Here is a 22,618-nt window from a genome sequence, read left to right as displayed (position 1 = left end):
CGGTCGCCGACAGCCCCGCACGGCGGCGTCCCACCAGGCGGGCGGGCAACCTCCCTACCTCACCCAGCCGGGCGGGCGGGTAGGTTTCGACAAAGCCGACCCGCCACGGCGGCCGGCCCGGCCAGTGCGAGCACGAGGGAGTGCAGGTGCGCGAGTTCTCCGTCCCGCCGATCGTCACCATCGGCGACTCGGCCAACCTGACCGATCCGGTCTGGGACAACGCCGAGGCCGCGCCGGACGCGGTCCAGTTCGTCCGGCCCGCCGCCCGCGCCGAGGGTGCCGCCCAGGTGGACGTGACCTGCCGGCAGTTCCGCGACGAGGTCGTCGCCGTGGCCCGCGGCCTGGTCGGCTCCGGCATCAACCCGGGCGACCGGGTAGCGCTGATGAGCCGCACCCGCTACGAGTGGACCCTGCTCGACTACGCCATCTGGGCGGCCGGCGCGGTCACCGTGCCCATCTACGAGACCTCCAGCGCCGAGCAGGCCGCCTGGATCCTCGCCGACTCCGGCGCGGTCGCCGTCGTGGTGGAGTCCAACGGGCACGCCACCCTGGTCGCCGGCGTCCGCGACCGGCTGCCCGAGCTGCGCCAGGTCTGGCAGATCGAGCTGGGCGGGGTGGACGAGATCGTCGCGGCCGGCGCGTCGGTCGAACCGGAGGAGATCGAGCGGCGCCGCAAGGCGCTCCGCTCCGCCGACGTCGCCACGATCATCTACACCAGCGGCACCACCGGCCGGCCCAAGGGCTGCGTGCTGACCCACCGCAACATGTACGCCGACATCGCCAACGCGGTGCCGGTGCTGCCGAACCTGTTCCGGCCCGGGGCATCGACCCTGCTCTTCCTCCCGCTGGCGCACGCCTTCGCCCGGCTCATCCAGATCGGCGTGGTGCAGGCCCGGGCCACCATGGCGTACTGCCCCGACACCAAGAGCCTGGTCGCCGAACTCCAGGCGTTCAGGCCGACCTTCGTGCTCTCCGTGCCCCGGGTCTTCGAGAAGGTCTACAACGGCGCCCGGCAGAAGGCCGAGGCGGACGGCAAGGGCAAGATCTTCGACCGGGCCGAGCGGGTGGCCATCGCCTACAGCGAGGCGCTGGAGACCCCCGACGGCCCCGGCCTGACCCTGCGCGCCCAGCACGCGCTCTTCGACAAGCTGGTCTACCGCAAGCTGCGCACCGCGCTCGGCGGCCGCTGCCGGGACGCGATCTCCGGTGGCGCCCCGCTCGGCGCCCGGCTCGGGCACTTCTTCCGCGGCATCGGGGTGACCATCTGCGAGGGCTACGGCCTGACCGAGACCTCCCCTGCCGCCGCCGCGAACCTGCCCACCGCCACCCGGGTCGGCACGGTCGGCCGGCCGCTGCCCGGCGTCACCATCCGGATCGACGACGACGGCGAGATCCTGATCTCCGGCGACCTGATCTTCCAGGGCTACTGGCGCAACGAGGCGGCGACCGCCGAGGCGATCACCGCCGACGGCTGGTTCCGCACCGGCGACCTGGGCCAGATCGACAGCGACGGGTTCGTCAGCATCACCGGCCGCAAGAAGGAGATCATCGTGACGGCCGGCGGCAAGAACGTCGCCCCGGCCGTGCTGGAGGACCAGGTGCGGGCGCACCCGCTGGTCAGCCAGTGCCTGGTGGTCGGCGACCGGCAGCCGTTCATCGCCGCGCTGGTCACCGTCGACGAGGAGGCCCTGCCGAAGTGGCTGGCCTCGCACGGCCTGCCGGAGGACACGCCGGTCGAGGAGCTGCACGACCACGAGGAGCTGCTGGTCGAGATCCAGGGCGCGGTCGACGTGGCCAACCAGGCGGTCTCCAAGGCCGAGGCGATCAAGGTCTTCCGGATCCTGCCCCGGGACTTCACCGAGGCCACCGGCGAACTGACCCCGTCGCTCAAGGTCAAGCGGCAGGTCGTGCACAAGATGTACGCGTCCGAGATCGCCGAGATCTACCGGAGCTGACTACCATCCGTCACGTGCCCGCCTCCACACCCGTCCGGCCCCAGCCGCATCCCCTCGCCGTCGCGGCGCGCGGGGTCCTGCTCGTCCTGGTCGGCGTCCTGACCCTGGTCGCCACCCGCGACCCCGCCCAGCTCTGGTGGATCGCCCTGCTGGCGGCCGCCGGCCTGCCGGCGGTGCTCGCCCCCGAGCACCGGCTGCTCGGCCCGCTCAGCCGGGTCGCCGAGGCGGTGGTGCTGGGACTGGCCGCCAGCCAGGTCGCCGTCGAGTCCACCCTCGGCGGATCGGTCGGCGGGCTCGGCGCCTCGGCGGTACTGCCCTACCTGGCGGTGCCGGTGACGGTGACCGCGCTGCGCCGCCGCTTCCGCGAGGGAGCGGCGCTGCTCGGCGTCGCCGCGGCGACCCTGCTGATCGCCGGGGCGTTCACCGAGGTGGACGGCGGGCGGCAGCTCGGGCAGCCCGGCTACCTGGCGGTCTGCGCGCAGTGGCTGATCCTGGCCGGGCTCGGTCTCTACGCGGCCGGCACGCTGCACCAGGTGATGCGGGTCCGTGGCGAGAGCAAGCCCCAGCCGTACGCGGAGGCGACCCGGCTGCTGACCCAGCTGCGCACGGTCGCCCGGCAGCTGCCCGGCGCGACCCTCGACCCGGGCGGCATCTCCGAGCACCTGCTGGAGGAGCTGCGCACCGTCGCGCCCAACAACCGGGCCGCGGTGCTCTCGGCCAGCGGCGGCGGCCGGCTCGTGGTGCTCGCCCAGGTCGGGGTGGACCGGGTGGACTGGGAGACGACGCTCGACGCGGACTCCGCCATCGCCGACGCGTGGGCCAGCCAGCAGCCGCAGACCGCAGCCCGGTCGCAGGCCCGCTCGCACCGCGGCGGGGACGTCTCGGCGCTGATCGTGCCGCTGGTCGCCGGCGTGCGTACGGTCGGACTGGTGGTGCTGGAGGCGGACGCCGCGCACGCGTACCCGCCGCCGGTGGTGTCCCGGGTGACCGCGCTGACCGGCCCCGCCGCGCTGCGGCTGGAGGCGGCGCTGCTCTTCGACGAGGTGCGCTCGCTGGCCACCAACGAGGAGCGGCAGCGGCTGGCCCGGGAGATCCACGACGGGGTCGCCCAGGAGCTGGTGATGGTCGGCTACGGCATCGACAACGCCCTGGCCACCGTCCACGACGACGCCGACGAGACCGCCGAGGGGCTGCGTACGCTGCGCGGCGAGGTGACCCGGGTGATCACCGAGCTGCGGCTGAGCCTGTTCGAGCTGCGCAGCGAGGTGGACCGGCACGGCGGCCTGGCCGCCGCGATCGCCGAGTACGCCCGCACCGTCGGCGCCTCCGGCGGCCTGCGGGTGCACCTGTCGCTGGACGAGTCCACCGCCCGGCTGCCCGCCGCCACCGAGGCCGAGCTGCTGCGCATCGCGCAGGAGGCGGTCACCAACGCGCGCAAGCACGCCGGGGCCTCGAATCTCTGGGTCACCTGCGAGGTGGACCCCCCGTACGCGCAGATCGAAGTGTCGGATGACGGTCACGGCATCGGTGACCAGCACGCGGACGGGCACTACGGTCTTGCGATCATGGCCGAGAGAGCGGAACGTATCCGGGGCCGGTTGGAGATCAGGCCGCGGCAGCCCAGCGGCACAACCGTGGCGGTGGTGGTCGGTTCCTCGCCCCGGCGCGATAACGTGCGTGGCAGCGCAGCAGCAGAAGGGGAGTAACCCGAGGATGACCACAAGCCCGACACCGGCCACTCGTACCAAGGTCCTCCTTGTCGACGATCACGACCTGATCCGCAAGGGGCTTCGGCACGCCTTCGAGCGCGACCGGCAGTTCGAGGTCGTCGGCGAGGCCGCCACGGCGGCGGAGGGCGTACGCCAGGCTGGCGCGCTGCAGCCGGACGTCGTGATCATGGATCTGCGCCTTCCGGACGGCAGTGGCCTCGAGGCCACCCGGGCCCTGCGCAAGTCCAGCGCGTCGATGGGGATCGTCGTGCTGACCATGTATGCCGGTGACGACCAGCTCTTCGGCGCGCTGGAGGCCGGGGCGAGCGCCTTCGTGCCGAAGACCGCGCCGGCCGACGAGGTGGTGGCCGCCGCCCGGCACGCCGCCTCCTCCCCCAGCGCCTTCACCGCGGCCGACCTGGCCGAGGCGATGAAGCGCCGGCTGGCCCCGTCCGGTCCGCAGCTCTCCCCCCGCGAGGGGCAGGTGCTGCGGCTGCTGGCCGACGGCATGAGCGTGGCCGGCATCGCCAAGCAGCTCTTCGTCAGCGAGTCCACCGCCAAGACCCACATCTCGAAGCTCTACGAGAAGCTGGGGGCGGCCAACCGCGCCCAGGCGCTGATGACGGCGCTGCGGCTGGGCCTGCTCGAGGCCCCGGACGCGCCGAAGTTCTGAGGGCTCCGGCCCGTCGTCGAGAGGTCCGCGCCGCCCGCCGGTCGCGGACCTCTCGCCTGTCCGGGGCACGGCCGCGGCGGCGCCGCCAGCGCCCTGAGTGAGCACGCCGTCGCGTAGTGACCGTGGTCTTTGCACCGGGGCGAAGCGAGGGCAGAATACCCGGGTGGCCCGCGCGGGCGACGATCCTCGCGTTTGTCAACTAAAGGGGTGGGCATGCAGCGGCCGGACTGGGCACCCGACGACATCGACATCGAGCGCCCCAGCGTCGCCCGCATGTACGACTACTACCTCGGCGGCTCGCACAACTTCGCGGCCGACCGGGCGGCGGCCCGGGCGATGATGGAGGCGGTCCCCGAGGCCCCGCTGATGGCCCAGGCCAACCGGGCGTTCATGCGTCGGGCGGTGCAGTACCTGGTCGACTCCGGCGTCCGCCAGTTCCTCGACATCGGCTCGGGCATCCCCACCGTCGGCAACGTGCACGAGATCGCCCAGCGCGCCGCGCCCGACTCCCGGGTGGTCTACGTCGACGTCGACCCGGTGGCGGTGGCCCACAGCCGGGAGATCCTGCAGGGCAGTCCCGGCGCCACGGTCGTCCAGGAGGACCTGCGCCGACCGGCCGCGATCCTCAGCCACCCCGAGGTGACCAGGCTGCTCGACCTCTCCCGGCCGGTGGCCGTGCTGATCGTGGCGGTGCTGCACTTCGTCCCGGACGCCGACCGGCCCGACGAGATCCTGCGGACCCTGCGCGAGGCGCTGGCGCCGGGCAGCTACCTGGTGCTGTCGCAGGCCACCGACGAGGACCGGGGCCACACCGGCGAACGGGCCGAGGCCGAGCGGGTCTACCGCCGCACCGACAGCCCGCTCTCGATCCGCAGTCGGGCCGAGCTGACCGCGCTATTCGACGGTTTCACGCTGCTCGAACCGGGCGTGGTGTGGGTGCCGCAGTGGCGGCCGGAGTCGCCGGAGAGCGCCGAGGACGCCGCGCAGGCGGTCTTCATGGGTGGCGTCGGACGCCTCGGTGGGTGAGACACCGGACCTGCCGGGGCACCCGTGCCCCGGCGCGTTCGCCCGCGCCTGGGCCAAGGCGGTATCGGGCACCAGCTACCTGCCGATGACCCAGGCGCAGCTGGAGTTGCTGCTGCAACGACTCACCGAGCGGTTGGCCGGGGCGCTGCGGGCCGAGCCGTTCGACCCGCGCGTCGGGCACCAGGTGGGCGCGGAGCTGGTCGCCGCCCACATCGCCTCCGCCGAGGGTCTCGGTCGCACCGTGGAGGTCATCCAGCTCCGCCTGATCCGCGACCTGGGGCTGGTCGCCGACGACGTCGAGGACCGGATGGCCCGGCTGCTGGCCACCGTCGCCACCGGGTACGCCCGCGCGCTGCGCGACCGGACACTCGACGAGCAGGAGTCGATCCGCCGGGCCGCGATGGTGGCCCGGGCCCAGGCCGAACGGGCGCTGCGCGACAGCGAGTCCCGCTTCCGCCACCAGGCCACCCACGACCCGCTGACCGGCCTGCCCAACCGGGTCCTGTTCACCGAGCGGCTCACCGCGGCGATCGGCGCGCCGGGCCGGGGCGCCGACCGGGTGGGCGTCTGCTTCCTGGACCTCGACCGGTTCAAGGTGGTCAACGACTCGCTCGGGCACCAGGTCGGCGACGCCCTGCTGGTGTCGGTGGCGCGGCGACTGCGCGCGGCGCTCGGCGAGCACCTGCTGGCCCGTCTCGGCGGCGACGAGTTCGTCATCCTGGTCGAGCGCACCGCCCGGGTCGACGACGCGGTCGCGGTCGCCGAGGCGGCGCTGGCCGCGCTCGCCGAGCCGGCCCTGGTCGACGGGCACGAGCTGACCGTCACCGCCAGCATCGGCATCGTGGAGCGCCCGGTGGCCGGCACCACCCCCGGCGAGCTGATGCGGGCGGCCGACAGCACCCTGCACTGGGCCAAGGCGGCCGGGGGCGCCCGCTGGTCGATGTTCGACCCGGACCGGCACCGCGCAGATCTGGCCCGGTACGCCCTCGCCGCGGCGATGCCCGCCGCGATCGACCGGGGCGAGTTCTTCCTCGACTACCAGCCGCTGACCTCGCTGCGCGACGGCACCATGCTCGGCGTGGAGGCGCTGGTCCGCTGGCGCCACCCGGAGCTGGGGGTGCTGCGGCCGGACAGCTTCATCGGGCTGGCCGAGGAGACCGGGCTGATCGTCCGGCTCGGCGGCTGGGTGCTCGCGGAGGCCTGTCGCGAGGCGGAGAGCTGGGGCTCCCGGGCCCCCTTCGTCAGCGTCAACCTGGCCGTCCGCCAGGTGCACCGGCCCGGCCTGGTGCAGGAGGTGCGCAGCGTGCTGGCGGCCACCGGCCTGCCGCCGGAACGGCTCCAGCTGGAGATCACCGAGAGCACCATGATGAGCACCGCGGAGGAGCCCGTCCGGGCCCTGCGGGTCCTGGCCGACCTCGGCGTACGGATCGCCATCGACGACTTCGGCACCGGCTACTGCAACCTGGCATACCTGCGGGACCTGCCGGTGACCGAGCTGAAGGTGGCCGGGGAGTTCGTCACCGGGCTACGGTCGCCGGCGGTCGACCCGGCCAGCCGCACCGACGAGCGGATCCTCGCCTCGCTGGTGTCGCTGGCCCACGCGCTGGACCTCACCGTCACCGCCGAGGGGGTGGAGACGGCCGGGCAGGCCGAACGGCTGCGGGCGATCGGCTGCGACGCCGGCCAGGGCTGGTACTTCGGGCGGCCGGGGCCGGCCGACGGCTGCCTCGGCCGCTCTCCGGCGCTGTCCACCGTGGCCGGTGCCGAGCCGGTCGCCTCACCCGGGTAGCGACGGCCCGGCGGCGGTACGCCGCGCCGCCCGGCCCGGCACCGGCAGCTGGCTGTCGTCCCCGTTGAGGTACGTCAGCACCGCCAGCACCCGCCGGTTGTCGTCGTCCGACGGCGGCATCCGCAGCTTGCTGAAGATGTTGTTGATGTGCTTGCTGACCGCCTTCTCGGTGACGAAGAGCCGCGCGGCGATCGCCGCGTTGGACCGCCCCTCCGCCATCAGGCCCAGCACCTCGCGCTCGCGGGCGGTCAGCTCCTGCAACGGCTCGGCCCCGGACCGGCTGGCCAGCAGTTGGGAGACCACCTCCGGGTCCATCACCGTGCCACCGCCGGCCACCCGGCGTACCGCGTCGACGAACTGGGCCACGTTGGCGACCCGGTCCTTGAGCAGGTAGCCGACGCCACCGGCGCGGTCGGAGAGCAGCTCGCGGGCGTAGAGCTGCTCGACGTGCTGGGAGAGCACCAGGATCGGCAGGCCGGGGATCTCGGCGCGGGCTCCGATGGCGGCCTGCAACCCCTCGTCGGTGAAGGTCGGCGGCAGCCGCACGTCGAGCACCGCCACGTCCGGGCGGTGGGTGACCAGGGCCGACAGCACCGACGGTCCGTTGTCGACGGCCGCGACCACCTCGAAACCGAACGCCTCGAGGATGCGGGTCAGCCCGTCCCGGAGGAGGGCGAGGTCTTCGGCGATGACAACTCGCAAGGCAGCTCCATGGTCACGACTGTGGGCCCGCCGGGCGGACTGGTCACCACCATCGTTCCATCAAAGGCCGCGAGCCGTCGTCCGATCCCGGCCAGTCCGCTGCCCGCCGCCGGGTCGGCGCCGCCCCGGCCGTCGTCACCCACCACCATCGTCAGTCGATCGTCGCCGTAGCTCAGGTGGATCCAGGCGCGCGTGGCGCCGCTGTGCTTGGTGACGTTCGCCAGCCCCTCGGCCACCGCGAAGTACGCCGCGGACTCCACCGGCGCCACCGGGCGGCCCGGCAGGTCCACCTCGACCGTCACCGGCAGCGGGACGGCCAGCGCGAGCGCGCGGACCGCGCCGTCCAGGCCGCGCTCGGCGAGCACCGGCGGGTGGATGCCGCGCACCAGGCCGCGCAGCTCGACCAGGGCCTGGCCGCTGGTCTCCCGCGCCTCGGCCAGCAGCTTCCCGGCGGCGGTCGGGTCCTGCTCCAGCAGCTGCTCGGCCAGGCCGATGCTCATGCTCAGCGCGACCAGCCGGGCCTGCGCCCCGTCGTGCAGGTCCCGCTCGATGCGGCGCAGCTCGGCCGCCTGGGCGTCGACGGTGTCGGCCCGAGTGACGGTGAGCTGGCGGACCCGCAGCGCCAGCTCCGCCGCCCGGGTGGGAGCCAGGAAGAGCCGGGCGAAGCGCAGGTGCAGCCAGACCAGCCAGGGGGCGACGGCCAGGCCGCCGAGCAGCAGCAGCCAGCCCTGCGGCAGCGCGGCCAGCGCCTCGGCCAGGTTGGTCATCGGCCAGAACAGGCCGTAGCCGTAGGAGTCGGCGCTGAGGTAGAGCAGCAGCGGCACCCCGAGCGAGCCCTCCAGCCCGTACAGCGGCAGGGCGAACGCCAGCAGGCACGCCGCGCCGGTGACCGCGCCGGGGACCAGCCAGGCGAAGTCCCGCCAGGTGGCCGGGTCGCCCACCACCCACCGGAAACGCCGCCAGGTGCCGAACTGCGCCCCCTCCGGCAGCGGCCGGTACGGCGTGGCGATGGGTACGCCGCCCCACCGGGCGAGCCGGCGCTGCAACCCGGTCGACAGCCGCACCAACGCCGTCGCCATCGGGAACAGCGCGAAACCGATGCCGAAGGCGGGGATGAGCAGCAGTGACACCAGCGACAGCACGAACAGCGCGACGTTGGTGGCCAGGGAGAGCACGGCGACGGCCAGGCCCTGGAGGGCGGCGGTCGCGCCGGGCCGGACCGTCTGCCGGGCGAACTCTCGTACGGGGCTGTCCACGCGTTCCATTCTCGGTCACGACCGCCGCGGGTTCGGTGGTGCTAGGACCACCGCCGTCGGGGACGTGGCACTCCTGTCCGCACGCCCGCCGGCCAGAAGGATCTGAGGCAGGAAGCGAACCCGATCCTCGGAGGAACCCGACATGTCCCGGCAAAGACTGGCCGGTCTGCCGTCCGGCCGACGCAGCAAGTACGCCCTGATCGTCTTCTGGCTGGTCCTCGTCGCGGTGGCCGGCCCGCTCTCCATCAAGCTGAGCGAGGTGCAGAACAACGACACGCTCGGCCTGCTGCCCGCCAGCGTGGAGAGCAGCCGGGCCGTGGAGCGGGCCGAGGCGGCCTTCCCGGAGTCGAAGAAGCCCGTGGCGATCGCCGTCTACGTCCGCGACAGCGGCCTCACCGACGCCGACCGCGCCAAGGCCGAGGCCGACCGCGCCGTCTTCGTCCGGTACGCCGACGGCGGCGCGGTGTCGCCCGCGGTGCCCAGCGAGGACGGGAAGGCGCTGCTGGTGTCCTTCCCGGTCGCCGGTGACGACACCCAGCGCCCGGAGGCGGTGACCGACGTCAAGGAGCGCCTCGCCCTCGACCGGCCCGCCGGCCTGCGCACCGCGCTGACCGGCGACGCCGCGGCGGAGAGCGACGTCCTCGACGCCTTCGGCGGAATGGACACCACGCTGCTGCTGGCGACCGCGGCCACCGTCGCGGTGCTGCTGCTGGTCACCTACCGCAGCCCGGTGCTCTGGCTGATCCCGCTGATCACCGTCGGCATCGCCAACCAGTTCGCCGGCGGCATCGTGTACCTGATGGCGAAGTACGGCGGCGTGACCGTCGACTTCCAGAGCCAGACCATCCTGACGGTGCTGGTCTTCGGCGTCGGCGTGGACTACGCCCTGCTGCTGATCGCCCGGTACCGCGAGGAGCTGCGCCGGCACGCCGACCGGCACGAGGCGATGCGGGTGGCGCTGCGCCGGTCGTTCGGCGCGATCTGCGCCTCGGCGGCGACCGTCGCGATCGGACTGCTCTGCCTGCTCGCCGCCGACCTGCCGTCCACCCGTGGCCTGGGTCCGGTCGGCGCGGTCGGCATCGGCGCCGCACTGCTCGCGATGACCACCCTGCTGCCGGCGGTGCTCGTCCTGTGCGGCCGGTGGCTCTTCTGGCCGTTCGTGCCGCGCTACACGCCGACCGCCGTCAGCGCCGACGTCACCGCCGACCACGGGATCTGGCGCCGGATCGCGGGGCTGGTCGGGGGCCGTCCCCGCGCGGTCTGGATCGGCACCGCGGCGGCGCTCGTCGCGCTGACCTTCGGCATCGGCAACCTCAGCATCGGCCTGCCCAACGAGGAGTCCTTCACCTCCGAGGTCGGGTCGGTGACCGGCCAGCGGCTGATCGCCGCGCACTACCCGAGCGGTTCCGCGTCGCCGGCGGAGATCCTGGCCACCGCCGGTGCGGCCGACCAGGTGATCGCCGCCGCCCGGGCGGTGCCCGGCGTCGCCCGGGTCGACGAGCCGGAGCGCTCGCCGGACGGCGCCTGGGTACGGGTCCCGGCGGTGCTGGCCGACACGCCGGACAGCGACGCCGCCATGGAGACCGTGCAGCGGCTGCGCACGGCGGTGCACGAGGTGCCCGGCGCCCAGGCGCTGGTCGGCGGCAGGACCGCGGTGCTGGTGGACGAGGAGCGCATCGTCAGCCGCGACAACCGGATGGTCATCCCGCTGATCCTCGCCGTCGTCCTCGTCATCCTGGTGCTCCTGCTGCGGGCGCTGGTCGCGCCGCTGCTGCTGATGGTGAGCGTGGTGCTGTCGTACGCCGCCGCGATGGGGGCCGCCGGCTTCGTCCTGGACGCGCTGGGCTACACCAAGCTCTTCGTGGGCATCCCGCTGCAGGCGTTCCTGTTCCTCGTCGCCCTCGGCGTCGACTACACGATCTTCCTGATGACGCGGGCCCGGGAGGAGGCGGCGCAGCTGGGCCACCGGCCGGGCGTCCTGCGGGCGCTGACCGTCACCGGCGGCGTCATCACCAGCGCGGGAATCGTGCTCGCGGCCACGTTCGGCGCGCTGGGCGTGCTGCCGCTGGTGCCGTCGATGCAGACCGGGGTGATCGTGGCCGTCGGCATCCTGCTCGACACGCTGCTGGTCCGCAGCCTGCTCATCCCGGCGCTGGCGCTCGACCTGGGCGCCCGCACCTGGTGGCCGGGGAAGCTGTCCCGGCGGGCCGCCCGGACCGCCCCGGCGACTCCGGCCGAGCGGGTGCTGGCCGGTCCCTGAGCGGTCCCTGAGCCCGGGCACGACGCCGCGAGACCGGGCGGGCACGGACGCGACAGGGTCCGTGCCCGCCCCAGCGCCGATCGCCACCAGGCACCCCGTCGACCACCGCGTCTTCTCGTGCCCCACACCGTGACTGACCGTGACGCCCGTGCCCTTGGATACGGCGAAGAGCGATATGCCTGTCAGGCATATTTATGACTGACAGGCATATCGCTCATCGGGAAATGTGCCGGCTCGGCGACGACCCGCCGGCTCGGCGACGACCCGCCGGCTCGGCGACGACCCGCCGGCTCGGCTCGCGGCCGCTGGCTTCGACGGTGGCCAGCGGTGCGGCACCGGGAGCTCGGGCGGCCGTTGCGGTGAGCCGGACTCCCGGTTCCACACCCAGCCGATGAGCCGGGCCGCTCGTTCCCCGCCCCACCGGCTGTAGCGGCCCCCAGAACCGGTCGGCGGGTGGTCAGCCGGCGAGCAGGGTGGCCATCCGCTGCGCCTGGGTCTCCCAGCGCCACTCCCGCTCCACCCAGGCCCGGCCGGCCGCCCCGAGCTGCCGGGCCAGGTCCCGGTCGGCGAGCAGGGTGGCCACCCGGTCGGCGAGCTGGGCGACGTCCCGGCCGCGCACCACGTACCCGGTCTCCCCCTCGCGGACCGCGTCCGGCGCACCGCCGGAGTCGCCGGCGACCACCGGCAGGCCGGTCGCGGAGGCCTCCAGGTAGACGATGCCGAGCCCTTCGACGTCCAGGCCACGGTTGCGGGTACGGCAGGGCATCGCGTAGACGTCACCGGCGGCGTAGTGCGCGGGCAGCTCGGCGGCGGGCACCGAGCCGGTGAAGACCACGTCGCGCTCCACGCCGGTGTGCCGGGCCAGCTTCTCCAGCGCCGCCCGGTACGGCCCGCCGCCGACCACCAGCAGCGCCGCGTCCGGCACCCGGCGGCGGATCTCCGGCATGGCCCGGATCAGCATGTCCTGCCCCTTGCGGGGCACCAGCCGGGACACGCACACCACCACCGGCCGGTCGGCCAGGCCCAGCCGGACGCGGACCGGCTCGCCGTCGACGGCCGGGTGGTAGGTGTCCACGTCCACGCCGGGCGCCAGCCGGCGCAGGTCGGTCACCCCGTGCAGCGCCCGTTCGAGCCGTACCCGGGTGTAGTCGCCGAGGTAGGTGACCACGTCGGTGCCGCGGCCGATCCGGCGCAGCGCGGCCCGGGCGGCGGGCAGCGCCGCCCAGCCGACCTCGTGGCCGTGGGTCTGCGCGACCACCCGGCGGATCCCGGCCCGGCGGCGCAGCCCGGCCGCCAGCAGACCCAGCGGGGCGGCGGCGCCGAACCAGACGGTGTCGCAGTCGTGCTCGCGGGCCAGCCGGGCGGCCCGGCGGGCCACCAGCGGGGTGGGCAGCAGCACCCGGGTCCGCTCCCGGACCACCTCGAAGGGCTGGTCGGCGTCGAACTTCGCCGCGCCCCGCCAGCTGGAGGCGTAGACCACCACGGAGCCGGAGGGCTGGCGGACGGCGAGGTTGTGCACGAAGGACTGGATGCCGCCGGGGCGGGGTGGGAAGTCGTTGGTGATCAGCAGCGTCCGGCTCATCTGCCGGCCTCCCTGGCGTAGGCGCGGGCGGCGGCCATCCGCTCCACGGTGGACGGGTGCGACGCCGACCAGAGGTACTCCCAGCGCGGCGGGTCGGGATCGGCCAGGTTGACCCCGGCCAGCCGGCGCTGCATCGCCTCGAAGGTGGCCGGGTCGCCGGTCAGCGCGAGGGCGTGCGCGTCGGCGCGCGCCTCGACCCGGCGGGAGATCAGCGCCTGCGCCGGCGCGGCGACCAGCCCGGCCACCGTCACCAGGGCGATCAGCAACGGGAACGCGCGCGGCTCGGCGACCGAGTCGACCCCGGCCAGCCGCAGCAGCGGCGCCCAGGAGCCCAGCAGGTAGAGCGCGACGACCGCGAGGGCGGCGCCGAGCGCGCCGGTGAGCGTGCCGGTCCAGACGTCCCGGTCCTTCGCGTGCCCCAGCTCGTGCGCGACCACGCTGGTCACCTCGGCCGGGGTGGCCTCGCGCAGCAGGGTGTCGTAGACCACCACCCGCCGGGTCGGCCCCAGCCCGGAGACGTACGCGTTGACCGCCTTCGTCCGCCGGGAGGCGTCGGCGACCAGCACGTCGCGCACCGGCACCCCGTCGCGGGCCGCCATCGCCATCAGCTCGGTGCGCAGCGGACCCTGCTCCATCGGGGTGAACCGGTTGAACACCGGCTCCACCAGCACCGGCAGCACGAACGACAGCAGCACGACCAGGCCGGCCGCCCCGGCGGCGCCGAACGCCCACCACCAGCGCGGGGCGAGCCGGGTCACGGTGTAGAAGCCGAGCAGCGCGATCGCACCGATGACGGCGCTGACCGCGTACGACTTGAGCAGGTCGACGGCCCAGCCGCTCCAGCCGTGGGTGCTCAGCCCGTACCGGGTGAGCACGGACTGCCGCCAGGCGGCGAAGGGCAGGGTGAGCAGGTCGGCGAGGAGTACCACGGCGAGCCCGCCGAGCACCGCGCGGGCGGTCCAGTGGCCGCCGAAGGGGCGCCCGGCCAGCTCGACCAGGCGGGCGCCGAGTGGGGTGAGCCCGAGCAGCAGCGCCACCAGCAGCCCGACCACCAGCGCGCCGTACGCGCCGGGGCGCAACGCGGAGCGGAACTCGCGGGCGTGGGCCACCTGGTCGACCGGGAGTTCGCCCAGCGCGGCGACCTGGTCGGCCCGGGGTGCCGGCGGCCGGCTCCACGGCACCAGCACGATGCTGGCGACCAGCAGCACCAGCACCAGCCCGCCGAGGGTCAGCACCGCCCACCCGCGGGGGGTCACGCCGGCACCTCGTCCGCCGGCCCGCCGCCACCACGCCGTAACCGCGTCATGCCGCCGCTCCTCCCGCCGTGAGCGCCCATCCTATTGCCCGCCGCCAGCAGCCCCGGCGCGGTGCCCACGGTGCCCACGGACCGGACCACCGGCGGTGTGGAACGCCGCCAGGGGTCGGCCTGCCCGGCGCGGACGTCGCCGGGGAGCCCACCCGCCCGGGGTGGCGACGCCGTCAGGCCACCCGGCGCCGGCGGGCGGGACGGGCCGGCGCGGCCTCGTGGGCCAGCACCGCCACCTCGAAGCCGGCCCGGGCGAAGACCTCGAGCGCCCGGAGCTCGGCCGGCCCGAGGTCGGCGGCCGGCGAGTCGGCGTCGAGCAGGGCGGTCACCAGGCAGCCGTTACAGCCGGCGCCCCGGATCCCGCACCTGTCGCAGTCGATGAGCATCGTGCCTCCCTGACGGAGTGCGGCGCGGCGGGTGCGACAGCCTGGTCACCACCCGCGCACCGTCGGTCAGGTCGGACACTAGTCACCGGGTACGACAGAACCGGACAACAGTGATCAAGAGTCAGGAACGGGCCAGCCGGCGCAGCAGCGAGTCCGCGCCGAGCGGGTACGCGCCGTGCCGGCGCACGCCGTCAGCGACCTCGCGGTCCGACGAGACCACCACCACCGGCCGGCCCGCCGGTTCGGCCCGGACCAGGCGGCGGATCAGCTCGTCGGCGGTCTCCCCCTTGCGGGAGAAGAGCACCCGGACGCCGCGCGGGGTGGGCGGCAGCCCGTGCATCCGCTCCGCGCCGTCGAAGACCACGGTGACTTCGTCGCCGGTCTGCGCGGCGATCCCGCCCAGCCCGGTGATCAGCCGTTTGCGCTGCTGTTCGAGGGACATCTCGCCGAAGCCGCGCTTGGTGACGTTGTAGCCGTCCACCACCAGGTGCGCCCGGGGCAGGGCGAGCAGCTGGTCCAGCCGGGCCGGGTCGTCGGTGTCCCGGGCGCGGGCGGCGGTGCCGGCGGGCGTGACGGCCGACGAGTCGGCGAACGCGTCGGCCACGAAGTCGGCCGGCAGCTTCTCCACCGGGTCCAGCGCCAGCTCCCGGCGCAGCCCGACGGCGGCCTGGCCGATGGTCTCCAGCAGCAGCCAGAGCCGGGCGTCGTCGACCGAGCGGGCCTCCTTGGCGCTGGCCCGGGCGACCCCGGCCGCCGCCTCGGCCTCGGCCAGCCGGGCCCGCGCCCGGCGCAGCTCGGCGTCGCTGTCGGCGGCCGCCCGGGCCGCCCGGCCCCGCTCGGTGGCGAGCAGCTCGTTGGCCCGGCGTTCGCGCGCCTGCGTCTCCCGCAGCGTCCGCTGGGCCTGGCGGTTCTCCTCCCGCAGCTGCCCCAGCTCCTCGCGGACCCGGGCCAGCTCGTCGCGGAGCTTCTCCGCCTCGACCCGGGCCACCGCCCGGTCGTGCTCGGCGCGGGTGGCCCGCTGCTCGGCCTCCCGGACCAGCTCGGCGATGACGGCGCTGTCCGCCTCGGCCCGCACGGCGGCGCCGCTGGCCTCGATCAGCTCCCGCCAGCCGCGGGGCCGGGCCAGGTACGCCAGCGCGGCCACCTCGACCGGGTCGGCGGCGGCCGGCGCGGTGCCCTCGACCACCGCGGCGCCCAGGTCGCCGGCGTCGGCGAGCACCCGCGCGGTGGCCCGCTGGCGGAACAGCGGGTCGGCGGTGAGTTGGGCGGCGATCACCGGCGCGCCCAGCCGGGCGCGGCGGTTCGGGGCGAACTTGGCCACCCGGCGCAGCGGCACCGGCAACTCGTCGGCGGGCAGCCCGGGCAGCACCGCCGCGGTGAGCGCGACGATGCGCTGGCGGACCGGCTCGGGGAGGGTGGGCTCCGGCTCGGGCGCCCCCGCACCCGGTTCCGCTCCGCCCTCGGGCGCGGCGGTGGACGACCCCTCCTCCGGGAGGTGGTCGTCGTACGGCTCGGTGAGGGGCATGGGGCAAGTCTCCCACCGCGACCGGGCCCACCGCCGGGTGAGTGAGCCGATCTCTCATCCTAGACCGGCGGTGACGACTGGGGCGCCTGCGACGGGAGTGTCGGACCGGGCCGCTAGCCTGCCGCGCGTGGCACCTGGCGAGTACGTCCAGCAGACGCTGGCCGGTCTGGATCCGACAGCGGGCGGCGGGGTGGACCCGGCGCTGCCGCTCTACGCGACGACCTTCGTGGTGGTCGACCTGGAGACGACGGGCGGGGCCCCGGACGGCGGCGGCATCACCGAGATCGGCGCGGTCAAGGTGCGCGGCGGCGAGGAGCTGGGCGTGCTGGCCACCCTGGTCAACCCCGGGGTGCCGATCCCGCCGTTCATCACCGTGCTGACCGGCATCACCCAGGCCATGCTGATCCCGGCCCCGCCGATCGAGCAGGTGCTGCCGAGCTTCCTGGAGTTCATCGCCGACGCCGTGCTGGTCGCCCACAACGCCCCCTACGACGTGGGCTTCCTCAAGGCGGCCTGCGCGAAGCACGGCTACCGCTGGCCCAACCCGCGGGTGCTCGACACCGCCGCCCTGGCCCGCCGGGTGCTCACCCGCGACGAGGTGCCCAACCGCAAGCTCGGCACCCTCGCCGCCTACTTCCGCACCGCCACCCAGCCCACCCACCGCGCGCTGGACGACGCCAAGGCCACCGTCGACGTGCTGCACGGGCTGATCGGGCGGCTGGGCGGGCACCGGGTGGACACGGTCGGCGAGGCCATCGAGTTCGCCCGCGCGGTCACCCCCACCCAGCGCCGCAAGCGGCACCTCGCCGAGGGGCTGCCCAAGGTGCCCGGGGTCTACATCTTCCGGGCCGCCGACGACCGGCCGCTCTACGTCGGCACCTCCGGCGACATCGCCACCCGGGTGCGCAGCTACTTCACCGCGGCGGAGAAGCGGGCCCGGATCTCGGAGATGCTGGCCGCCGCCGAGCGGGTGGAGGCGGTCGAGTGCGCCCATCCGCTGGAGGCCGAGGTCCGGGAGCTGCGGCTGATCGCGGCGCACGCCCCGCCGTACAACCGGCGCTCCAAGTTCCCGGAGCGGATGGTCTGGCTCAAGCTGACCGACGGCCCCTATCCGCGGCTGTCGGTGGTGCGCAGCCTCGCCCCCGGCGACACCGCCTACCTGGGGCCGTTCCGCTCGAAGCAGGCCGCCGAGCTGGCCGCCGCCGGCTTTCACGACGCAGTCCCGCTGCGCCAGTGCACCCACCGGCTCTCGCTGCGCACGGTCACGCCGGCCTGCGCGCTGGCCGAGCTGGGTCGCTGCCCGGCGCCCTGCGAGCACCGGATCACCCCCGAGGAGTACGACCACCGCGCCGCCGCCCCGTTCCGCACGGCGACGGCCAGCGACCCGCAGGTGGTGGTCGACGCCCTGCTCGCCCGGATCGAGACGCTGTCGGCGGGCCAGCGCTACGAGGAGGCGGCGGTGGTGCGCTCCCGGCTGGCGGCGGTGCTGCGGGCGAGCGTACGCATGCAGCGGCTGGCCGGGCTGACCCGGATCGCCGAGCTGACCGCGGCCCGGCGTGCCCCCGGCGGCGGCTGGGAGCTGGCGCTGGTCCGGCACGGCCGGCTCGCCGGGGCGGGGGTCTCCCCGCCCGGGGTCCATCCTCGACCGACCATCACCGCGATCCGGGCCACCGCCGAGACGGTGGAGCCCGGTCACGGGCCGGTGCCCCGCGCCTCCGCGGAGGAGACCGAACGCATCCTGTCCTGGTTGGAGCGACCGGAGACCCGGCTGGTGGAGATGTCCTCCGAGTGGTCCTCGCCGGTGTCCGGGGCGGGCCGCTTCCGCGACCTGCTGGCCAAGGCCGAGAACGGCGGATCCCACCAACTCTCGACCGAACGCTCATGAGCAAGTGACCGATCGGACGACGGTGACTGACTTAGGCTGTTAAGGGAGTGCAGTCCTGCCCGTTTCGTGGGCCTGCTTCCGGTTACCAGAGTTGGTGATCGCGGAGCCGGGGTGAGGAGGTGTCCCTCGTGGACGTCGACGCCGGACACGGCGCCGCCCTGGGGGGCGCGCTCCCGACCCAGCCCGGGGAGCTGCCGCTGGCCCGCCGGCTGCGGTCCCTGCTCACCTGGCCGACCAACGACACCGACCCGGTCAACCACCTGGTCCGCACCCACCGGGGCATCCACGCCAGCGCCGAGACGTCGGTGCTGCGCCGGGCCTACACGATCGCGGAGAACATGCACCGCGGCCAGTTCCGCAAGAGCGGCGAACCGTACATCACCCACCCGCTGGCGGTCGCCCAGATCTGCGCCGACCTCGGCATGGACACCACCACCCTGGTGGCGGCGCTGCTGCACGACACGGTGGAGGACACCCGCTACACGCTCCAGGCGCTCTGCGAGGACTTCGGCCGCGCGGTGGCCCACCTGGTCGACGGGGTGACCAAGTTCGACAAGGAGTTCTACGGCAAGGCCGCCGAGGCGGAGACGATCCGCAAAATGATCATCGCGGCGGGCAAGGACGTTCGGGTGCTGATCATCAAGCTGGCCGACCGGCTGCACAACATGCGTACCCTCGGCGTGCGCTCGGCGGCGTCCCGCGAGCGGATCGCCCGCAAGACCCAGGAGGTGCTCGTCCCGCTCTGCGACCGGCTGGGCATCCAGACCCTCAAACGCGAGCTGGACGACGTGGTGCTGCTGCACCTGCATCCCGAGGAGCACGCCCGGATCGCCCGGCACGTGCACGACCGGCCCGGGTGGGACGCCTACCTGGACGACGTGGTCGCCCAGACCAGGACGGCGCTGCGCCGCAGCCGGGTCGACGCCGAGGTGAGCCCCCGCCCCCGGCACCTCTACTCGATCTGGAAGGACACCGCCGCCGGTGGCCACACCGCCCCGTTCGACCTGCCCCGGATCGTGATCGTGGTGGACGGCCCGCCCACCGACTGCTACGCCGCGCTCGGCGCGGTGCACGGGCGCTGGCGACCCGTCCCCGGCCGCTTCAAGGACTTCATCGCCTCCCCGAAGAACAACCTCTACCGGTCGCTGCACACCAGCGTCTGCGGGCCACAGGACCGCACCGTCGAGGTGCTGATCCGCACCCGCGAGATGCACCGCTCCGCCGAGTACGGCGTCGCCGCCGACTTCCGCTTCCCCCGCTCCTCCGGCGAGGCGGCCCAGGCCGAGCAGCTGGCCTGGCTGCGCCGGGTGCTCGACTGGGAGCAGGAGGCCCCCGACCCGGCCCAGTTCCTCCAGTCGCTGCGCTGCGACCTGGCCGAGACCCAGATCCAGGTGGTCGCCGACGGCCGACAGGTCGTGCTCCCGGCCGGGGCCACCCCGGTGGACCTGGCGTACGAGCTGGGCACCGAGTGGGGCGACCACTGCCTGGCCGCCCGGATCAACGGCCGGCTGGCGCCGCTCTCGTCCGAACTGGACGAGGGCGACGTGGTGGAGATCTTCACCGAGAACGACGCGGAGAGCGGCTTCGAGGCCGACTCGGCGCCGCGCGGGCCGCGCCGCGAGTGGCTGGGCTTCGTCAAGTCGCCGCACGCGCAGATGCAGATCAGCCGCTGGTTCGCCGAGCACACCGAGCCGGGCATCTCGATCGCCGACAAGGTACGCCTCGGCCGGGCGACGATCGGGCTGGCGCTGCGCAAGCACGACCGGGGGCTGGCCAGCGACCTGCCGCTGCTGCGGCTCTCCGAGGAGCTCGGCTACCCCGACCTGGAGACCCTGCTGGTGGCGGTCTTCGACCGGGCGGTCGAGCCGGACGCCGTCGTCCGGCAGCTCATCGACCTGGTCGACCACCGCCAGTGATCCCCGCCCGGTCCAGCCGTCCCGACGCGGGTGGTGGGGCCGGGGCGCGGGTGGGGGCCCGAGGGCCTAGCCTGGAGTCATGATCCCCCGCTCGCGCGCCACCGGCCGGGCCGTCGCCTACAAGGTCTTCTACCGCCTTCCGGTGGGGATGCGCCGCCGCCTGGTCCGGCTCGCCGTGCCGAAGTACGTCGTCGGCGCGGTCACCCTGGTCCGGGACAGCGAGGCCGAGGGGACCGGTCGGCTCCTGCTGCTGCGCCAACCGCCCGGGTACAGCTGGACCCTCCCCGCCGGCCTGCTCCAGCGCGCCGAGGCCCCGGTCGTCGGCGCCGCCCGCGAGCTGTACGAGGAGTCGGGCATCCGGCTCTCCCCCGACCGGCTCCGCCCGGCCGCGCCGAACGCCCTGGTGCACGCCAAGGGCTGGGTCGACATGGTCTTCGAGGCGGAGGTGCCGGCGTCGACCACCGAGCTGAGGGTGGACGGCGCGGAGGTCTACGAGGCCGCCTGGCACCCGCTGGACGACCTGCCCCGGCTCAGCCGGGCCACCGCCTTCCTGCTCGGCCACTACGGCATCGGTCCGCTGGCCGGCCAGATCCCGCCCACCGGCCGAGCGGCGTGACCGCGATCCCCGACCGGCCGTCGCCCCGGCCGGCCGGTCATCCGGCGCGGGTGCCGCCGGCGGGGATCTGCGCGGTGGTGCTCGCCGCCGGCGAGGGGGCCCGGCTGCGGCCGCTCACCGGGCGGGTGCCCAAGGCGCTCTGCCCGGTCGGCAACGTGCCGCTGCTGGACCGGGCGCTGGCCCGACTCGCCGGGCTGGGCCTGGCCGGTCCCGGGACGGTCGCGGTCAACGCCAGCTACCTCGCCGACCAGGTGGTCGCCCACATCGGCGCGCGGGCCCACCTCTCCGTCGAGCCGGACGGCCCGCTGGGCACCGCCGGCGGCGTGGGCAAGCTGCGGGACTGGATCGCCGGACGCGGCGTGCTGGTCGGCAACGCCGACGCGTACCTCGCCGATCCGGCGGCCGCCCCCGGGCCGGACATCGCCGCGCTGCTCGACGGCTGGGACGGGCGGAGCGTACGCCTGCTCGGCCAACCCGCCGCGGACCCGGCGGCCCCCGGCACGTTCGACGGACACGAGTTCACCGGGTTCTCCCTGCTGCCGTGGCGGCTGGTCCGGGAGCTGCCCGCGACCTTCGGCGACCTGGTCCGGGCGGTGTGGCGGCCGGCGGAGGCGGCCGGGGCGCTGGCGGTGGTGGCGTACCCCGGCAGGTTCTACGACACCGGCACCCCGGCCGACTACCTGGCGGCCAACCTGCACGCCGCCGGCGACGGCGAACTGCTCGATCCCGGCGCCACCGTGACCGGCCGGGTGCGCCGGGCGGTGGTCGGGGCGGGCGCGGTGGTCCGCGGCGACGTCGAGCGGGTGGTGGTCTGGCCCGGCGCCATCGTCGAGGAGGGCGAACGGCTGTGCGACGTGATCCGGGCCGGCGACGCGCTGACCGTGCCGGCGGGCTGACCGCCCGCGCCGGACCGGTCCTGCGCGCGCCGGGGAACATCTAGCATGAGCCACGACGTCGACGAACGGAGAAGCATCCAGTGATCACCGCGATCGTCCTGATCGACTGCGCCACCGACTCGATTCCCGAGGTGGCCGAGACCCTGGCCAACCTGCCCGGCGTCAGCGAGGTCTACTCGGTGGCCGGGCACGTCGACCTGATCGCCATGGTCCGGGTCCGGGAGTTCGAGCAGATCGCCCAGGTCATCGCCGGCAGCATCTCCAAGGTGCCCGGCGTGCTCAACACCGAGTCGCACATCGCGTTCCGGGCGTACTCGCAGCACGACCTGGAGGAGACGTTCGCGATCGGGCTGGCCGGCGCCGACTGACCGGTGAACGCGCGGTGGCCGGCCCATCCCGGAGGGCGGACCGGCCACCGTCGGCCGTGCGGTGACGTCAGCTGGTGCCCGGAGCCGGCGTCTCGGTGGTGCCACCCGGCGACTCGGGCGTGCCGCCCGGGGTCGGGGACTCGGTGGTGCCGCCCGGCGCCGGCGTGGTGGTGCCGGTCGGGCTGGGCGTGGCGGTGGCCTCCGGCACTGGGATGCCCAGCTGCCGCGCGAGGTTCACCAGCTCGTCATAGTGCGCCTGGAGCACCGGCAGCGCGGTCTGCGCCAGCTGGATCACCGACTGCTCCTGACCCTGCGAGATCTCGGTCTGGGTGGCCTGGATCGCCTGGATGTGCGCGGCGAGCTGCGCGGTCACCCACTGGCGGTCGAACTCCTCGCCCCTGGCGTTCTCCAGCCGGTCGAGGATCTGCCGCTGGTCGGCGGTCGGCTCATTCGGCAACTGCACACCCAACTGGGAGGCGGTCTGCTGGACCGACTGGTCCAGCTGGGTGTGGTCGGTCTTGAACATCTCGCCGAGCCGCTTGACCTCCTGGTTCTGGCCCTGCTCCCGGGCCAGCTCACCAGCTCTGATCTCAAACAGGTTGGACTGGTGCACCGCCTGCAGATACTGGCTGTCCTGCGTCGACGGCTGTGCCGCGGCCTGCACGGCCGCGGCAGGCGCCAGACCGACCAGCACCAGTGCGGCCAGCAGGCCGAGGCGTTTGATTCCCAACATGTTCCCTCCCCGTTGACGTTGGACCGCACGGATAC

General features: G+C 74.6%; 18 protein-coding genes. 11 read left to right on the top strand and 7 right to left on the bottom strand.

Annotated features, from left to right (window positions below):
• Positions 1 to 146 precede the first annotated feature (146 nt).
• The 5 genes from KBX37_RS14410 to KBX37_RS14390 all read left to right on the top strand — a co-directional run bounded on the left by KBX37_RS14410 (position 147) and on the right by KBX37_RS14390 (position 7,152).
• Positions 147 to 1,955 carry a long-chain fatty acid--CoA ligase gene (locus KBX37_RS14410; RefSeq protein ID WP_210776399.1) on the top strand — a complete coding sequence of 603 codons (1,809 nt, stop codon included), beginning with the start codon at positions 147 to 149 and terminating at the stop codon, positions 1,953 to 1,955.
• A 14-nt stretch (positions 1,956 to 1,969) separates the two neighbouring features.
• Positions 1,970 to 3,661: a GAF domain-containing sensor histidine kinase gene (locus tag KBX37_RS14405; protein WP_210776398.1), complete on the top strand. Its 1,692-nt coding sequence runs from the start codon at positions 1,970 to 1,972 to the stop codon at positions 3,659 to 3,661.
• A gap of 7 nt (positions 3,662 to 3,668) precedes the next feature.
• Positions 3,669 to 4,337 (top strand): response regulator transcription factor, encoded by a 669-nt coding sequence (locus KBX37_RS14400; protein ID WP_007072219.1) that lies wholly within the window; start codon positions 3,669 to 3,671, stop codon positions 4,335 to 4,337.
• Positions 4,338 to 4,550: 213 nt separating this feature from the next.
• A complete protein-coding gene (locus KBX37_RS14395) occupies positions 4,551 to 5,363 on the top strand; it encodes an SAM-dependent methyltransferase (RefSeq protein WP_210776397.1) in 813 nt (270 codons plus the stop codon).
• An 85-nt stretch (positions 5,364 to 5,448) separates the two neighbouring features.
• Entirely contained in the window at positions 5,449 to 7,152 is a 1,704-nt protein-coding gene (locus KBX37_RS14390; RefSeq protein WP_210776412.1) for a bifunctional diguanylate cyclase/phosphodiesterase, read from the top strand.
• On the opposite strand, the gene KBX37_RS14385 is transcribed toward KBX37_RS14390, so the two are convergent.
• Positions 7,141 to 7,854, bottom strand: a complete 714-nt coding sequence (locus KBX37_RS14385; RefSeq protein ID WP_210776396.1) for a response regulator transcription factor — start codon at positions 7,852 to 7,854, stop codon at positions 7,141 to 7,143. The genes KBX37_RS14390 and KBX37_RS14385 overlap by 12 nt on opposite strands.
• Positions 7,806 to 9,110 carry a histidine kinase gene (locus tag KBX37_RS14380; protein ID WP_374103747.1) on the bottom strand — a complete coding sequence of 435 codons (1,305 nt, stop codon included), beginning with the start codon at positions 9,108 to 9,110 and terminating at the stop codon, positions 7,806 to 7,808. Before KBX37_RS14380 ends, KBX37_RS14385 begins: the two co-directional genes overlap by 49 nt.
• Positions 9,111 to 9,252: 142 nt before the next feature.
• Here KBX37_RS14380 and KBX37_RS14375 point away from each other — a divergent pair, with 142 nt between their 5' ends.
• Complete coding sequence (locus tag KBX37_RS14375; protein ID WP_247658006.1) at positions 9,253 to 11,370, top strand: MMPL family transporter; 2,118 nt, start codon at positions 9,253 to 9,255, stop codon at positions 11,368 to 11,370.
• A 457-nt stretch (positions 11,371 to 11,827) separates the two neighbouring features.
• On the opposite strand, the gene KBX37_RS14370 is transcribed toward KBX37_RS14375, so the two are convergent.
• The 4 genes from KBX37_RS14370 to KBX37_RS14355 form a co-directional block, all read right to left on the bottom strand.
• The gene (locus KBX37_RS14370; protein WP_210776394.1) at positions 11,828 to 12,952 is read right to left on the bottom strand and encodes a glycosyltransferase family 4 protein; all 1,125 of its coding nucleotides are present in this window, start codon (positions 12,950 to 12,952) and stop codon (positions 11,828 to 11,830) included.
• On the bottom strand, positions 12,949 to 14,208 hold the full coding sequence (locus KBX37_RS14365; protein WP_210776393.1) for a M48 family metallopeptidase: 1,260 nt from the start codon (positions 14,206 to 14,208) through the stop codon (positions 12,949 to 12,951). Before KBX37_RS14365 ends, KBX37_RS14370 begins: the two co-directional genes overlap by 4 nt.
• Before the next feature lie 223 nt (positions 14,209 to 14,431).
• Complete coding sequence (locus KBX37_RS14360) at positions 14,432 to 14,644, bottom strand: hypothetical protein (protein ID WP_210776392.1); 213 nt, start codon at positions 14,642 to 14,644, stop codon at positions 14,432 to 14,434.
• A 121-nt stretch (positions 14,645 to 14,765) separates the two neighbouring features.
• Positions 14,766 to 16,169 (bottom strand): NYN domain-containing protein, encoded by a 1,404-nt coding sequence (locus KBX37_RS14355; RefSeq protein ID WP_210776391.1) that lies wholly within the window; start codon positions 16,167 to 16,169, stop codon positions 14,766 to 14,768.
• Positions 16,170 to 16,296: 127 nt separating this feature from the next.
• Between KBX37_RS14355 and KBX37_RS14350 the strand changes: the two genes are divergently transcribed.
• The 5 genes from KBX37_RS14350 (at position 16,297) to KBX37_RS14330 (ending at position 21,850) form a co-directional block, all read left to right on the top strand.
• A complete protein-coding gene (locus tag KBX37_RS14350; RefSeq protein WP_210776390.1) occupies positions 16,297 to 18,054 on the top strand; it encodes a DEDD exonuclease domain-containing protein in 1,758 nt (585 codons plus the stop codon).
• Between the two features lie 128 nt (positions 18,055 to 18,182).
• Positions 18,183 to 19,970 carry a bifunctional (p)ppGpp synthetase/guanosine-3',5'-bis(diphosphate) 3'-pyrophosphohydrolase gene (locus KBX37_RS14345; protein ID WP_210776410.1) on the top strand — a complete coding sequence of 596 codons (1,788 nt, stop codon included), beginning with the start codon at positions 18,183 to 18,185 and terminating at the stop codon, positions 19,968 to 19,970.
• Between the two features lie 79 nt (positions 19,971 to 20,049).
• Positions 20,050 to 20,586, top strand: a complete 537-nt coding sequence (locus KBX37_RS14340) for an NUDIX domain-containing protein (protein WP_210776389.1) — start codon at positions 20,050 to 20,052, stop codon at positions 20,584 to 20,586.
• Positions 20,587 to 20,636: 50 nt separating this feature from the next.
• Positions 20,637 to 21,482: a sugar phosphate nucleotidyltransferase gene (locus KBX37_RS14335; RefSeq protein WP_210776409.1), complete on the top strand. Its 846-nt coding sequence runs from the start codon at positions 20,637 to 20,639 to the stop codon at positions 21,480 to 21,482.
• 80 nt (positions 21,483 to 21,562) lie between these two features.
• Positions 21,563 to 21,850 carry an Lrp/AsnC family transcriptional regulator gene (locus KBX37_RS14330; protein ID WP_210776388.1) on the top strand — a complete coding sequence of 96 codons (288 nt, stop codon included), beginning with the start codon at positions 21,563 to 21,565 and terminating at the stop codon, positions 21,848 to 21,850.
• A gap of 67 nt (positions 21,851 to 21,917) precedes the next feature.
• Here the strand turns inward: KBX37_RS14330 and KBX37_RS14325 are convergent, their stop codons facing one another.
• Complete coding sequence (locus KBX37_RS14325) at positions 21,918 to 22,583, bottom strand: DUF4142 domain-containing protein (RefSeq protein WP_210776387.1); 666 nt, start codon at positions 22,581 to 22,583, stop codon at positions 21,918 to 21,920.
• Positions 22,584 to 22,618: the final 35 nt, after the last annotated feature.

Origin of the sequence: Micromonospora sp. U56, from assembly GCF_018070095.1 — a bacterium.
GTDB lineage: Bacteria > Actinomycetota > Actinomycetes > Mycobacteriales > Micromonosporaceae > Micromonospora > Micromonospora purpureochromogenes.
This window is presented reverse-complemented; position numbering and strand designations above follow the sequence as displayed.